Below are 14,295 nucleotides of genomic sequence, written 5' to 3'. Positions count from 1 at the left end.
ATGCGGCACGGAACGTCGCCACATCGACACCTCGGACCACATCGCATGGCGATTTCCGCTCATCGGTGGGGTCGACGGCCCGTCCACCCATGCGCCGAGTGGGTGGGCTCTGGGCTCATGCGGCGAAGACGGCACGGACGACGGCTTCGTCGCCGTCGATCTCGACCGCGCCGAGGGCGCGGGCGTCGGTGAGGGTGATGGCGCCTGCCGCGAGGCCGATGAGGTAGGCGGCCTCGGTGGCACGGACGGTGGCGTCGAGGGCCCGGCCGTCGTGCGGGGCGACCTCGACGCCGGCGGGGGTGGCGCGGAGCTGGTACACCGGGCCGCCGAACTCCAGGCCGACCGTCGCGGTGGGGCGGTGCGCCACGCGGGGCGCGAGCAGGGCGGGGACGGCGAGTGCGAGCCACTCGGGGCGGAAGGCGTCGGCGCCGGGGCCGCGCACCATCAGTGGGGTGGACCAGCGGATCAGGCCCTCGATCGGCTCGCGGAGCTCGGCACCCCACGCGGTGAGGGCGTACTCGACAACGCTGCCCTGTGGCGCGAGGCGCCGTTCGAGCACGCCGGCGGACTCCAGATCGCGGAGCCGGTCGGCGAGCAGATTGGTCGCGATCCCGGGCAGGCCGTCGATGAGGTCGCGGTACCGAGCCGGGCCGAGGAGCAGCTGGCGGACGATGAGCAGGTTCCAGCGATCGCCGACGACCTCGAGCGATCGGGCGAGCCCGCAGAACTGGCCATAGCTACGCATCGCCACCTACTGCTTGATAAATTAAAGTGAACATGAGAATCTCAAGCATACCGCAGTATCGAGTCGAGAGGGCCCACGCATGGCCGAGATCACCGAGAACGCGCGACCCGGCTGGGTCGACGACGAGCTGTTCCCCTTCGAGAGCCGGTTCGTCGAGATCGACGGGCACACCGTGCATTACGTCGACGAGGGGTCCGGCCCCACCCTGCTCCTGCTGCACGGCAATCCGACCTGGTCGTTCCTGTGGCGTGAGGTGATCGGCGCGCTGCGCGCCGACTTCCGGTGCATCGCCCTCGACCTCCCCGGATTCGGGTTGTCGACAGCGAAGCCCGGATATCGCTTCCTGCCCGAGGAACACGCCGAGGTGGTCACGGCGTTCGTGGCGGCCCTCGGGCTCTCCGGTGCCACGCTGGTCGGGCAGGACTGGGGCGGCACGATCGGCCTCGCCGTCGCGCAGCGGCGCCCCGGCACCTTCGATCGGCTGGTGCTCGCCAACACCTGGGCGTGGCCGGTGAACGGGGACCTGCACTTCGAGGCGTTCTCCCGGATCATCGGCGGACTCCCGGCCCGCTTCCTGGTCCGGCACGTCAACCTGCTCGTCAACGCGTTCCTGCCCACCGGGCACCGCAGGCGTAAGCCGACCGCCGCCGAGATGACCCACTATCGCCGCGCTCTCGATACCCCCGAGCGGCGCCAGGCCAGTGCCGTCCTGCCCGGCCGGGTGCTCGGCAGCCGCAGGTTCTTCGCCGAACTCGAGGCAGGTCTGCCGGGGCTGGCGCAGCTGCCGACGCTCATCATCTGGGGTGACGCCGACATCGCCTTCCGCGCCACGGAACGGAAGCGGCTGGAAGCGACCTTCCCCGACCACACGACCGTGATCGTCGCGGGAGCGGGCACCTACGTGGAATCGGACGCACCCGAGGAATTCGTCGCCGCCGTCCGGGCGTGGATGGTGACGTAGCCGCGTCGATGCGCTGGTGCGGGCCGGTCGGGGCGACACTGGGAATCGTGGACACCGACTCCCCGGATGATGCCGGCCAGCCGTGCGCGCGGGCCAGGATGCCCGAGTGGCTGCCGAGGGCGATGGTGCTCGGGCTGTTCCTGCTCGCCGAGGGCCTTCCACCGGCTGCTCGGTCTGCTGATCGTGCTCCTCGTCGCGTTCTTCATCGCCCTGGCCATGGAACCGGCGGTCGGCGCGCTGGCCCGGCGGGGTATGGCGCGCGGGCTCGCCACCGCGCTGGTGTTCCTCGGCACCTTCGCCTGCGTGCCGGCGTTCCTCGCCGCCGTGGTGACACTGCTGGTCGAGACGACGACGAACCTGGCCCACGAGTCACCTCGACTGCTCGACGACGGGATCGCCTGGCTCAACCGCACCTTCGGTCAGCAGTTCACGACGCACGAGCTGAGTCAGCGCCTGCTGCGGGAATCCGATCTGATCGAGGGCTACGCGCGCACCGCCGCCGACAAGGCGTGGGGCGTGTCGACGACCGTGCTCGGCGGGCTGGTCCAGCTACTGACCATCGCGCTGTTCAGCATCTACCTCACCGCGGGTGGCCAGCGCGTGCGGCGGACGGTCTGCTCGCTGCTGCCGCCCGCCCGGCAGCACAGGGCGGCGTTCGTCGTCAGGCCGGACGGCTACCTCGGGTGCGTGGCACCGACATCCGCCACCGACGACCTCCTCCGTTACTTCGCCATGATCTTCGCCCCGATCTCGGAGGGGGCACTGGGGCGCGCGTAACCGGTTGCCCGGCAAGCGAGTTCGGATCCGCGGACGGTGCTCACGCGCGCCGCGACGATCCGACCGCCGACGGGCTTCATCACAGGACTGTCATGTCCGCGGTGCCGCACGTGGGGTACCCGAGGGGGAGATTCCCGTGCCGACGGCCGTCGCGGGAACCGGAACGACAACGAGAGGAGTTCGATCTCGTGGAGGATCTTCTGCGGCCGGTCATCGTCGTGCTGGCCACCGTCGCGGTCACCGTGTCGGTGGGACTGCTGGTGGACCGGCTGCTGCGGTATCTGGGCAGGCGGAGTCCCGGCAGCAGGCTGCCACTGTTGCTGCGGCGGGTACAGCTGCCGCTACAGGTGCTGCTCGGCGCGGTGGCCTTGCACGCGACCTACCCGCTGGCACGGCTCGAGCTGCGCCAGGACGCGGCAGTGCGCAACGTTCTCGCCTCGGCGGCCGTCATCGCCGCGGTCTGGCTGGTGATCCGGGCGGTCGACGCGGTCGCCGAGAACCTGCTGCACCGGTACGCGCAGCGGACCAGGGAAGTGGCGCGGGTGCGGCAGCTGCGCACCCAGCTGGGCCTGGTCCGCCGGATCGTCACGTCGGTCCTGGTGGTGACGACGGCGGCGGTGGCGATCATGGTCCTGTTCCCGAGCCTGCGCACCCTCGGCACCTCCCTGCTGGCGTCGGCGGGCGTGATCGGCATCATCGCCGGCATCGCCGCGCAGTCGACCCTGAGCAATCTCATCGCGGGCCTGCAGATCGCGTTCGGTGACTCGGTGAAGATCGGCGACACCGTGGTGGTGGAGGGTGAATGGGGCACGGTCGAGGAGATCACTCTGACCTTCCTGACCGTGCGGATCTGGGACGATCGCAGGCTGACGATGCCGGTCTCCTATTTCAACAGCAAGCCCTACGAGAACTGGTCGCGCGGTGGATCGCAGGTCACCGGCACGGTGCTGCTGCATCTGGACCACAGCACGCCGGTGCAGGAGCTGCGCGAGCACCTGCTCGCCTACCTGCGACAGCGCCCGGAATGGGACGGACGCAACGGCAACCTGGTCGTCACCGACAGCACCCCCACCACTCTCGTGGTCCGCGCGACGATGTCGGCCGCCAACGCCGACGACGTCTGGGATCTGCGCTGCGCGGTCCGGGAGGAGCTGCTCACCTGGCTGGCCAGGCAGCATCCGTACGCACTGCCCAAGGTCCCCACGGCGATCACCGAATGGCGTGCCGTGGGCGGTGACCGTGCCGCGGTGAACGGCGAGGTCGCCGCCCGGTGAGCGATCCGGGGCATCCGGTCGTAGTGTCTTCTACGGGGGTGGGCGGCCCGAAATCGTGAGGTAAGCCACAAGTTAGCCACGACTGTTGTGTGGCTCGCTGTGATGCCGGAATCTGGTCTCAGTCATATAGGAGACCGGGGGATCATGGTGACCCACTTCGCTTCTCGCCTCAACGAGCTGTTCGAGGCCGCGCCAGAAGGCGGCGCGCATCCGCACACCAACCGGCACGTTGCCCGGACCCTGCGTGCCGCGGGGCACAGCATTTCCAGCCCGTATCTGTCGCAGCTGCGGTCAGGGCACCGGGCGAATCCGTCGCCGCGGACGGTCGCGGCACTCGCCGCGTACTTCCATGTCGAACCCGACTACTTCTTCGTCGACGTGGAGGTCGATGGCGTCGCCGCGGATCAGCTGATCATCGAACGACTGCACTTCCGCCAGCCCCGGACGCTCCTCGTGCGGGCCGACGGTCTGTCGCGGGACTCGATGGATCTGCTGACGATCATGGCCGAGCGGTTGCGCGCGTGCGAAGGACTGCCCGTCATTCCCCGCGACAGCCTGACCTGACCGGTCACCGGCGACCCGCAACGGCGGGCAGCCGCACCGTGACGCGGAGCCCGCCGGTGGGCCGCGGGGTGAGGGTGAGCGAGCCGTCGTGGGCCCGGACGATGCTGTCGGCGATCGCCAGACCGAGTCCGGCGCCCGCCTGATCGCGGTGCACGCGGGCCGAGCCGCGCTGGAACGGCTCGATCAGGGTCTCCACCTGCCCTGCGGTCAGGGGGACACCGGTGTTCTCGACACTGAGCACCGCCGCTGTCGCCTCGGCGCCGCAGGTGATCCGGACGCTGCCCCGGTCGGGCAGGTTGTGCACGATGGCGTTGTGCACGAGGTTCGTCGTCAGTTGCAGCAGCAGTGCGGGCGAGCCGAGGGCGCGCACGGACCGGCCCTCGGTCTCGATACCCACGCTGTGCTGTTCGGCGAGGGGGAGCAGCGTTTCGGTGGCTTCCTCGGCGAGCAAGGACAGGTCGACCGGTTCGACGGCGAACGAGCGCTGGTCGGCGCGGCTGAGGACGAGCAGCGCCTCGGTCAGGTCGATCGCGCGGGCGTTGACGGTACGCAGCCGGTCGAGCAGGGCGGCCGAGTCGTGGTCGGGGTCGTCGCGAGCGACGTCGAGCAGCGTGCGCGTGATCGCCAGCGGGGTGCGTAGTTCGTGCGAGGCGTTGGCGGCGAAGCGCTGATGGCCCGCCACGTGCGCCTGGATCCGCGCGAGCATGTCGTCGAAGGCGTCGGCCAGTTCCCGGAATTCGTCCTGGCGGCCGGGCAGCCGGATCCGGTGCGTGAGCGAGCCGGTGGCCGCCGCGCGCGTCGCGGCGGTGATCCGGCGCAGCGGGGTGAGCATCCAGCCCGCGAGGAACCAGCCACCGACCAACCCGACCGCCAGCAGGCAGGCCAGGACGACCGCGAGGAACGGTACGAAGGCCTGCACCAGCCGGGTGCGATCGATCTCGAGGCCGTCACTGGGGTGGATCACACCGATGCGGGGGAGCAGTACCACGTAGAACACGAAGACAGCCGCGATCAGCGCCATACCGACGGCCATGATGACCGCGGCATAGCTGAGGGTGAGCTTGAGCCGGACGCTCAGGCCGGGGCGCCTAGTCATGGGCGCCGCGGGCCGGCGTGTCGATCCGGTAGCCGACGCCGGGCACGGTCGCGATGATCCACGGTGCACCGAGCCGTTTGCGCAGCGCGGAGACGGTGATGCGGACCGCGTTGGTGAACGGGTCGGCGTTCTCGTCCCACGCCCGTTCCAGCAGTTCCTCGGCGCTGACGACGCCACCACCCGCCGCCACCAGGACCTCGAGCACGGCGAACTGCTTGCGGGTCAGCGCCACGTAGCGCCCGTCGCGGTAGACCTCGCGGCGGAACACGTCGACCCGCAGGCCCGCCAGCTCGTGCACCGGCGGTTTGGTGGTGGCGCGCCGCCGATCGAGTGCGCGCAGCCGCAGCACGAGTTCACGCAGGTCGAAGGGTTTGGTGAGATAGTCGTCGGCGCCGAGGGCGAACCCGCTCGCTTTGTCGTCGAGCCGGTCTGCGGCGGTGAGCATGAGGATGGCGGTGTCGCCACCGGCGGCGACGATGTGCGCGGCGACCTCGTCCCCGGACGGACCGGGGATATCGCGGTCGAGGACGGCGATGTCGTAGGAGTTGACCGCGAGCAGCGCGAGCGCGGCGTCGCCGCCGGTGGCGATGTCGGCGGCGATCGCCGCCAGGCGCAGGCCGGCGCGAACGGCTTCGGCCAGGTAGGGTTCGTCCTCCACGATCAGTACACGCATGACGGACCCGATTCTTCCCGGCCGGGCATATCGCCGGCGTATCGAGAATCGGATACGCCCCGGCAACACCGGAATGGGTTGACTGCGGGCATGTCTACCAGTCAACCAGCATCACCTGTCCGCGCCGGGGTGCGACCTGCGGCGCTGCTCGCCCTGGCCGGCCTCGCCGTTGCCGTGATCGCCGTCCAGTACGCGCGCACCTCCTCGACATCGTCGGCCGGGCTCGCCCCACCCGGTGACCCGGCGGCACCCGCTGCGGCGATCCTCGACGACACCGATCCGTCGGTGGCGAATCTGGACGCCGCGCTGCGCGCGGCCCTTGGCCGGGCGACGGGGGCCGCCGCCGACGACGGTGTCGAGCTCGTGGTCAACAGCGGATGGCGATCCGCGCGGGAACAGGAACGACTCCTCCGTGCGGCGATCGAGCGTTATGGTTCCCGCGCCGAGGCAGCGCGCTGGGTCGCCGGACCGACCACCTCCGCACACGTCACCGGCGACGCGGTCGATATCGGGCCGCCGCCCGGCGCGGCCTGGCTGTCCGCGCACGGCGCCGCGTACGGCCTGTGCCAGATCTACGCCAACGAACCGTGGCACTTCGAGCTGCGGCCCGATGCCGTCGCCACCGGATGCCCGCCGCGGTACGCCGATCCCACCGAGGACCCGAGGATGCGGCGGTGACCGCCCTGCGTGCGGCGGGCGCCACCGGCGCGGTCGCCGCGCAGGCCTGGTCGCCGGTCACCCTGCTGGCGTTCCGGTTCTGCGTGGTGTGGCTCGGCCTGTACTGCCTGCTCTGGACCTATATCCCGTTCGCGTTGCTCGGTGTGGCCGGACGCTGGGTTCGGGAGTATCCGGGGCCGTGGAACACGCCCTTCACCGACCCGGTCACGGGGTGGGTGGGCCGGGTGTTCTTCGGGGTCGACGCGGTGGTGCGCACCGACTCCGGCGCCGGTGACCAGGCGGCGATGTGGGTGCTGACCTGCTGTGTCCTGGTCGTGGCTCTGGTCGCGACCGCGGTGTGGTCGATCCTGGACCGCCGCACCGCTTATCCCCGGCTGTGGGCCTGGTTCGCACTGGCGCTGCGCCTGTGCCTCGGCGCGACCATGCTGGGATTCGGATTCGCCAAGGTGTTCCCCACCCAGATGCCGGGTCCGTCCCTGGCGCAGTTGCTCCAGCCGTATGGCGAGTTCAGCCCGGCATCGGTGCTGTGGCTGCAGGTCGGGAGTTCGGCGCCGTACGAGATCGCCTTGGGCGCGGTGGAAGTCGCGGCCGGGTTGTTGCTGTTCGTGCCGAGGACCGCGGTGCTGGGAGCGATGGCCACGTGCGCGGCCATGGCACAGGTCCTGCTGCTCAATCTGACCTTCGACATCCCGGAGAAGCTGCTCGCCGCGCACCTGCTGCTGATGAGCCTGGTCCTGCTCGCCCCGGCGCTGCGACCGCTGACCGGCCTGTTCCTGCGCAGTCGCGCCTGTCCGCCGCTGACCACACCCGCGCTGTTCACTGCCGACCACAAGAACCGGGCCGCGGCACTGGCTCAGCTCGTGCTCGGGCTCTGGGTCGCCTTCGGCTGTGGTTACGATCGCTGGGTGGTGTGGCAGGACCAGTACGGCGCCGCCAGGGCGACCTCGCCGCTGTACGGGATCTGGGACGTGTCCACCTTCACCCTCGATGGTCAACCGGTGCCCGCGCTGATCACCGACGAGATCCGGTGGCGGCGAATCGTTTTCGACGATCCGGGAACGGCGACCTATCAGCGGATGGACGGTGAGCTCGTGGCGTCTCGGGCCGAGTTCGGCGCGGACGGCCGGCTGCGCCTCACCGAGACCGCGGGTGCCGCGGCGCCGTTCGCCACGTTGACACCGGACCGGGTGTCGCCGGACCGGCTGCTGCTGCGTGGCGAGCTGTCCGGCCATGCCGTGGTTCTCACCCTCGACCGCGTCGACCCGAACACCTTCACCTTGCGCAGCCGCGGATTCCACTGGGTGCAGGACTATCCGTACTTCCGCTGACCCCGTCGAACGGAGTAACACCACGACCGGCGGCAGCATCACCGGCACCGAACCCGCTACGGCGGGGGCAGGCCGGTCGACCAGGTGATCCGGTCGCCGGCGTCGGTGCGCAGAACCAGGTTGCCGTCGTCCTGCAGGACCAGTGTCGACGGACCCCGGTACCAGGTTCTGGTAGACCACGCCGCCCGGCCGTTGGGGCGGTAGAGGACGAGGTTGCCGTCTGTCTGGTTCACCAGGGTGCGGGTGTTGGTGGTCCCGGTGGCCCATATCACCCGCCCGTCCGTGCGGTACAGCACCAGGTTGCCGTCGCTCTGTAGCCACAACTCGTAGCGCCCGTTTCGTGACCGCAGCGCCGAACCGGCACTCAGTACCGACCCCGAGGTGAGACGGTGGTCCCCGTCGGGAAGTGGGGCGGCACCGAGCTCGGCGAGCACGTCGCTGGTGATCGGTTCCTTCGGGGCCAGTGTGGTGGTCACCAGGCCGAAGTGGCACTCGGGATCGCCGGGGGAGGTGCAGCGGTCCCGGTAGGAGTAGAGGAACAGCGGTCCGGCATAGGGCAGTGCCCGCCACATCCGCACACCCTGTACCAGGTAGTCCCGGATCGTGGCGTAGTTCGGCAGTGCGCTGGAACCCGCAGTGGGATAGCCGAATTCGGTGGCCCAGATCAGCTTGTCGCCGTCGCCGTGCGCGGCCATCACCGAATGCACGAGTGCCAGTTCGCCGCACGCCGGATTCTCGGCCGGCGGACCGAACATATTCCACCAGCGGTTCACGCATTCGGGATCGGCGGGTCCTTTCCCGGCGTTCCACGCCGGATAGGGATGATGGGCCACCGCGTCGAAATCGTCGCCGTATCCGTGGGTATACGCCCAGTCCAGCCAGACGGAGGGGGCATTCGGATTGGTCGTCGCGTCGGCGGTTCCCGCGCCGGAGGCGCCGGCGAGTACCACACACGCCGGGCATCGCGCTTTCACTCCCGCGTAGGCGAGTTCGGTCAGCCGCCAATATCTGGCGACGCGATCGGAGGCGTAGTTCCCGAAGAACACGTAATTGGGTTCGTTCCATACCTCATAGGCCTGGACCTTGTCGCCGAAATGCTGCACGGTGCGGTCGACGATCGAGGTCCAGTCCTGGTCGTGGAGCGGAAACCATTTGTCGTCGGTGTGCCCGCCATTGGCCCACGGCGGCGCGTACGCCAGCACCAGCAGGACTTTCATGCCGCGTGCCGCGGCGTCGTCGACCACCGGGTCCAGCCGGTCCCAGCGCAGCGCGGCGCCCCGGTGCGGCTCGACGTACCACCAGTCCAGATCCAGCCGCAGAATGGGCACCGTGGGCGATACCGCCGAGGCGATAGCGGGTAACCGGGCGGCGATATCAGTGCCGGAACCCTCCGCGAAACCGATATCGGTGGACGAAAAGGAGTGCGGCTGTGCGTGTGCGGGCGGTGTCGCCACCAGGACGGTGACGGCACTCGCCGCCAGTGCGAACGCCAGAGTTCCCTGGCGAAGAAACGAATACAACGTGCCGAGCCGTGATCTCATGGATTGCAACCCGTCTCGATGAAGTGTCATCTCACGGAAGAGACCATAACCGGGCCACGCGGAATACTCAGGTAGCCGCGCGCATTCGAATTTCCGCGTCGCGGAATGGTGGTTTACGGTGTGTGCGTCTCCAGCCAGCACAACATCCGGTCGACCGATTCGGCGCAGTCGCCCACCGCGCCCGCCTCGGCCCACTCGATCAGCGCGGCGAAGGTGGCGGCCTGATAGGCGGTGGCGATCGCACGGCCGATGGCGGCGGGCGCGGTGGGACGGCGCCGCGACAGATAGCCGGCGAGGGTCTCGATCCAGGGCTGGTACACCGCGGGCGCGGTGGCGGCCAGCTCGGGCTCGGAGGAGATCAGCCGTAGCCAGTCCGGCGCGAGTTCGTGGATCCGCGGATCGCGGGAGACCGATTCGACGATGGCCGCGCGGACCACCCCCGCGACCGGCGCGTCCTCGGCGGCCCCGGCCAGGGCTTCGCGCAACCGGCCGGTCGCCGGGGCGACCCCGATCCAGGCGATATCGGAGCGGGTGGCGAAGTGCCGCAACAGGGTTCGGGTGCTGATCCCCGTCGCGTCGGCCAGGTCCTGCCAGCTCGTCGTGGCGAAACCACGCTCGGTCCACAGGCGTAGCGCGCCGGCCGCCACCGCCCGCGAGTCCAGCACGGAGGGACGGCCGGGACGGCGGGAAACGGGCCGGGTCACGTCGAAAGACAACCAGTTTTGGCGGAGTGTGTCAATATTGCGGGCGGCTCAGTCGCACCAGAGGAGAAGAAGTATGGATTTCGGCACTGTGTCCGCGGTGGTCACCGGCGGCGCATCGGGGCTCGGCTCGGCGACCGTGCGGGAGCTGCACGCGCAGGGGGCGAAGGTCGTCATCGTCGATCTGCCCTCGTCGAACGGGGCGGCGATCGCGAAGGAACTCGGCGAGGGTGTCGCGTTCGCGGCCGCTGACGTGACCGACGAGACCGCGGTGTCGGCGGCGCTCGACATCGCGGAATCGCTGGCGCCGCTGCGGATCGCGGTGAACTGCGCGGGGATCGGCAACGCGATCAAGACGGTCGGCAAGAAGGGCGCCTTCCCGCTGGCCGACTTCACCAAAGTGGTGAACGTGAACCTGTTCGGCACGTTCAACGTGATCCGGCTCGCCGCGGAGCGCATGGCGGCCACCGAACCGGTGGGGGAGGAGCGGGGCGTCATCGTGAACACCGCGTCCGTCGCGGCCTTCGACGGCCAGATCGGGCAGGCGGCCTACTCGGCGTCCAAGGGCGGCATCGTCGGGATGACCCTGCCGATCGCGCGTGACCTGGCGAGCCTGCGAATCCGCGTCGTCACCATCGCGCCCGGCCTGTTCCGCACGCCGCTGTTCGAAACCCTGCCGGAGGAGGCGCTGCAGTCCCTCGGCGCGCAGGTGCCGCACCCGTCCCGGCTCGGACAGCCCGCGGAGTTCGCCGCGCTAGCCCGCCACATCGTGGAGAACCCGATGATCAACGGTGAGACCATCCGGCTCGACGGCGCCATCCGGATGGCGCCGCGCTGATCCGGCGAGTGCGGACCCGTCGCCACGCCTTGGCGGGCCCGCCGGGACGACCGGGCGGGCCGCGTCCCACCGCGGGGCGGAAAGCGGTGCGCGCTACCGCGTTCCGGCTCTGGCCACCGCGCGAACGGGCGCGCCGTCCGCGCCGAGCAGGCGCAGCGGGAACAGTGCGATCTCGATCGGCTCGCCCGCGGCCGCCACGGTGAGCAGCCGGTCGAGACCGGTGAGGTTCTCGGCGATCACCGCTGTTGCGCCACAAAGGATCCGGTGCGCGGGCAGGTCGGCGCCCTCGGCGTCGGACGGGTCGACGCTGGGCGCGTCGATGCCGACCGTGCGGATACCGGCATCGACGAGCAGTCGCGCCGCGGCCGGATCCAGGTACGGATGGGCGAGATAGTCGGCGGTTCCCCAGTGTGCCGACCAGCCGGTGGCGACCAGCACGATCGAGCCGGGAACCAGTCCGGCACCGAACAGTGCGGCCTCGATCGGGGCGCGGGCGGGCACCGAGCGCGCGTCGACGAGCACCGCGGGGCCGCAGAACCGGTCGAGCGGGAGCTCGTCCAGCGTCGGCAGGCTGTCGTCCAGATGGGCGGGCGCGTCGACATGCGTGCCCGATTGCGAACCCAGGTGGATCCGCAGCACGTTCACGCCGTCGGTCGCGACCCGCAGCGCGGGTTCGAGCCGGACCTGCGGGTCGCCGGGGAAGACGGGCATCCCGGTCTCGATCGGCTGGGTGAGGTCGATGAGGCGCACCAGGGCAGCCTACGAGCCTGGTGGACCGAACGGCCCGAAGTCGTCCTGGCGCGGGCCCGGTGGCTGGACGAATGGGCCGCAACGTTGTCACCGTGATAGGAAAATCTTCATGCTGAGGTCTTCGATCGTTCGCCCGCGCACCGTTTCCCGTGTCTGCGCGGTGCGGTGATCGGTGTGAACTCGGCCTCGGTGCCCGGCACCGGCCTGGCGCTGGGTGCGCACGCGCCGGCCGCGAAGCGGGTGTCGTACCGGTTCGATCTGGACGGGCTGCGGGGGCTGGCCATCGCGCTGGTCGTGGTGTTCCACGTGTGGTTCGGCCGGGTGTCCGGCGGTGTCGACGTGTTCCTGGTGCTGTCGGGTTTCTTCTTCACCGGGCTGCTGATACGGCGGGCCGAGTCGGGCGAACCGGGATGGGTCGCGGCGGTACTCCGCCGGACCTTGCGCCGGCTGCTCCCGGCGATGGTGGTCGTGCTCGCGGCCGTGGCGGTTGCGACCTTCGTGGTGCTGCCCTACACCCGATGGGCGGCGGTGGCGGCGCAGATCCTGGCATCGCTGCTGTACGTCCAGAACTGGGAATTGGCGCTGACCTGGTCGGACTATCTGGCCGCCGACCCGTCGGTGAGCCCGCTGCAGCACCTGTGGTCGATGTCGGTGCAGGGGCAGTTCTATCTGCTCGCCCTCGCCGTGGTCGCGGGTGCCGCCTGGGTGTGCGCCAGGGCGGGGCGGCCGGATCTGGTGCGCCGCACCGTCGGTGCCGTGGTCGCCGTGCTGGCACTGGCCTCGTTCGGATATGCGGCACACGGGGTTTCCACGCAGCAGGGCTGGAACTACTACGACAGTCTCGCGCGCGGGTGGGAGCTGCTTGCCGGGGCGATGATCGCGGTGCTGCTGCCTGCGCTCGCACTGCCGTCCCGGCTGCGTCTGGTGCTTTCGGTGTTCGGGCTGGCCGGGGTGGTGCTGTGCGGCTGGATCGTCGTCGACGGGGTCAACCGGTTCCCCGGACCGGCGGCACTGCTGCCCGTCGGTGCCGCCGTGGCGGTCGTCCTCGCGGTTGCCGCGGGCCAGGACGGTCCGGTGCCGCTACCGAACCGGCTGCTGGCGCGCCCGGTGCTGCGGTGGCTGGGCGACATCGCCTATCCGCTGTATCTGTGGCATTGGCCGATCCTGATCTTCGTGCTCGCCGAACGCGGCAGCCCGCGGGCGGAAGTCGTGGACGGGAGCGCGGTGCTCGCGGTCTCGATCGTGCTGGCGTGGCTGACACACCGGTGGATCGAACAGCCGTTGCGCCGTCCGTTCGGCGCCGGGAACGCCGGCGGAGTGTGGCCGCGCCGGGTGGCGGCGGTGACGGTGGTGGCGCTGTTGGTTCCGACCGTCGCGGTGTCGGCGGGCTGGCAGGCGGTGGCGGGCCGTGCCGATCCACGGGTGGTGGCCGACTGGGTCGAGCCGGTGCGGTATCCCGGTGCCGAAGCGCTCGCCTCTGGTGTGCGGGCGCCGCGAGAACCGATGCGGCCCAGTGTCTTCGACGCGCACCTCGACGTACCGCCGCCGACTCCGGACGGGTGCATCGCAGACTGGGACACCAGGGCTGTCGTCACGTGCACCTACGGTGACCCCGACGCCGACCGCACTCTCGCTCTCGTCGGCAGCTCGCACGCCGAGCACTGGCTGCCCGCCCTGCAGGGCATCGCCGCCGAGTACCCGTTCCGCATCCAGGTGTATCTGAAGATGGGCTGTCCGCTGACGCTCGCCGCGGACGCCACCTACAAGGGGCAGCGGATCCCGGACTGCCGGGACTGGTCGACGGAGGTGATCGAGCGCCTCGGCAGCGACCGCCCGGACTGGGTGTTCACCACCGGAACCCGGCCGCTCGATTCCGGCGGTGACGAAACACCGGCCGACTACCTGGCCGTGTGGTCGGCGCTGTCGGATCGCGGCCTCAACGTCGTGGTGGTGCGGGATACGCCATGGTTGCGCCGCGGCACCGTCCGCTACCGGGCCGCGGACTGCCTGGCCGGTGGCGGCGACCGGATCAGCTGCGGGATGCGCCGCGAGGACGCCCTCGCCCCGGTGAATCCCGCGCTGGCACCGGCATCGGCCTTCCCGAACGTCTTTCCGATCGACCTGTCGGACGCGGTCTGCGAACCGACGCTGTGCTCGGTGGAGGAGGGCAACATCCTGATCTACCACGACGAGCACCACCTCACCGCGAGCTATTCCCGGTCCCTGGCCGGTCCACTGTCGCGGAAGCTCGGCCCGATCCTCGGGTGGTGGTGACCAGCGTTCACCGACAGCACCACCGACGCCGCAGGCCGCGTGGTGAGCCGTGGCCGTTGGCCCGCGGTCCGGGTATCGTCACGGTAGCGCGCCGC

14 protein-coding genes are annotated in these 14,295 nt (G+C 70.3%); 8 read left to right on the top strand and 6 right to left on the bottom strand.

Translation table 11 applies throughout. The features are described from left to right. Positions 1 to 115 precede the first annotated feature (115 nt). Positions 116 to 745 (bottom strand): winged helix-turn-helix transcriptional regulator, encoded by a 630-nt coding sequence (locus ACFOW8_RS26395; protein ID WP_378554678.1) that lies wholly within the window; start codon positions 743 to 745, stop codon positions 116 to 118. 79 nt (positions 746 to 824) lie between these two features. On the opposite strand from ACFOW8_RS26395, the gene ACFOW8_RS26390 reads away from it, so the two are divergent. From ACFOW8_RS26390 to ACFOW8_RS26375, 4 genes are all read left to right on the top strand, one after another. Continuing rightward, on the top strand, positions 825 to 1,706 hold the full coding sequence (locus ACFOW8_RS26390) for an alpha/beta fold hydrolase (protein WP_378554230.1): 882 nt from the start codon (positions 825 to 827) through the stop codon (positions 1,704 to 1,706). Positions 1,707 to 1,772: 66 nt separating this feature from the next. Then, complete coding sequence (locus ACFOW8_RS26385) at positions 1,773 to 2,483, top strand: AI-2E family transporter (protein WP_378554229.1); 711 nt, start codon at positions 1,773 to 1,775, stop codon at positions 2,481 to 2,483. Positions 2,484 to 2,671: 188 nt separating this feature from the next. Then, complete coding sequence (locus ACFOW8_RS26380; RefSeq protein ID WP_378554228.1) at positions 2,672 to 3,757, top strand: mechanosensitive ion channel family protein; 1,086 nt, start codon at positions 2,672 to 2,674, stop codon at positions 3,755 to 3,757. A 144-nt stretch (positions 3,758 to 3,901) separates the two neighbouring features. Continuing rightward, positions 3,902 to 4,321 carry a helix-turn-helix domain-containing protein gene (locus ACFOW8_RS26375; RefSeq protein ID WP_378554226.1) on the top strand — a complete coding sequence of 140 codons (420 nt, stop codon included), beginning with the start codon at positions 3,902 to 3,904 and terminating at the stop codon, positions 4,319 to 4,321. 4 nt (positions 4,322 to 4,325) lie between these two features. Here the strand turns inward: ACFOW8_RS26375 and ACFOW8_RS26370 are convergent, their stop codons facing one another. Continuing rightward, the gene (locus tag ACFOW8_RS26370) at positions 4,326 to 5,417 is read right to left on the bottom strand and encodes a sensor histidine kinase (RefSeq protein WP_378554225.1); all 1,092 of its coding nucleotides are present in this window, start codon (positions 5,415 to 5,417) and stop codon (positions 4,326 to 4,328) included. After that, positions 5,410 to 6,090, bottom strand: a complete 681-nt coding sequence (locus ACFOW8_RS26365) for a response regulator transcription factor (protein WP_378554224.1) — start codon at positions 6,088 to 6,090, stop codon at positions 5,410 to 5,412. Before ACFOW8_RS26365 ends, ACFOW8_RS26370 begins: the two co-directional genes overlap by 8 nt. A 90-nt stretch (positions 6,091 to 6,180) precedes the next feature. Between ACFOW8_RS26365 and ACFOW8_RS26360 the strand changes: the two genes are divergently transcribed. Then, positions 6,181 to 6,768 carry a M15 family metallopeptidase gene (locus ACFOW8_RS26360; RefSeq protein WP_378554223.1) on the top strand — a complete coding sequence of 196 codons (588 nt, stop codon included), beginning with the start codon at positions 6,181 to 6,183 and terminating at the stop codon, positions 6,766 to 6,768. Further along, the gene (locus tag ACFOW8_RS26355; RefSeq protein ID WP_378554222.1) at positions 6,765 to 8,096 is read left to right on the top strand and encodes a DoxX family protein; all 1,332 of its coding nucleotides are present in this window, start codon (positions 6,765 to 6,767) and stop codon (positions 8,094 to 8,096) included. Before ACFOW8_RS26360 ends, ACFOW8_RS26355 begins: the two co-directional genes overlap by 4 nt. A gap of 56 nt (positions 8,097 to 8,152) precedes the next feature. Here ACFOW8_RS26355 and ACFOW8_RS26350 read toward each other — a convergent pair whose 3' ends face one another. Beyond that, the gene (locus ACFOW8_RS26350) at positions 8,153 to 9,637 is read right to left on the bottom strand and encodes a hypothetical protein (protein WP_378554221.1); all 1,485 of its coding nucleotides are present in this window, start codon (positions 9,635 to 9,637) and stop codon (positions 8,153 to 8,155) included. A gap of 113 nt (positions 9,638 to 9,750) precedes the next feature. Then, positions 9,751 to 10,341 carry a TetR/AcrR family transcriptional regulator gene (locus ACFOW8_RS26345; protein WP_378554220.1) on the bottom strand — a complete coding sequence of 197 codons (591 nt, stop codon included), beginning with the start codon at positions 10,339 to 10,341 and terminating at the stop codon, positions 9,751 to 9,753. A gap of 73 nt (positions 10,342 to 10,414) precedes the next feature. Between ACFOW8_RS26345 and ACFOW8_RS26340 the strand changes: the two genes are divergently transcribed. After that, the gene (locus tag ACFOW8_RS26340) at positions 10,415 to 11,176 is read left to right on the top strand and encodes a 3-hydroxyacyl-CoA dehydrogenase (protein WP_378554219.1); all 762 of its coding nucleotides are present in this window, start codon (positions 10,415 to 10,417) and stop codon (positions 11,174 to 11,176) included. A 93-nt stretch (positions 11,177 to 11,269) separates the two neighbouring features. Here ACFOW8_RS26340 and ACFOW8_RS26335 read toward each other — a convergent pair whose 3' ends face one another. Beyond that, positions 11,270 to 11,926: a cyclase family protein gene (locus ACFOW8_RS26335; protein ID WP_378554218.1), complete on the bottom strand. Its 657-nt coding sequence runs from the start codon at positions 11,924 to 11,926 to the stop codon at positions 11,270 to 11,272. Positions 11,927 to 12,100: 174 nt separating this feature from the next. Between ACFOW8_RS26335 and ACFOW8_RS26330 the strand changes: the two genes are divergently transcribed. After that, complete coding sequence (locus ACFOW8_RS26330) at positions 12,101 to 14,200, top strand: acyltransferase family protein (RefSeq protein ID WP_378554217.1); 2,100 nt, start codon at positions 12,101 to 12,103, stop codon at positions 14,198 to 14,200. Positions 14,201 to 14,295 lie beyond the last annotated feature (95 nt).

The organism is Nocardia rhizosphaerae, assembly GCF_042650365.1.
Classification (GTDB): domain Bacteria; phylum Actinomycetota; class Actinomycetes; order Mycobacteriales; family Mycobacteriaceae; genus Nocardia; species Nocardia rhizosphaerae.
The sequence above is the reverse complement of the archived record's forward strand: the minus strand, read 5'-3'. Positions and strand labels throughout refer to the sequence as shown.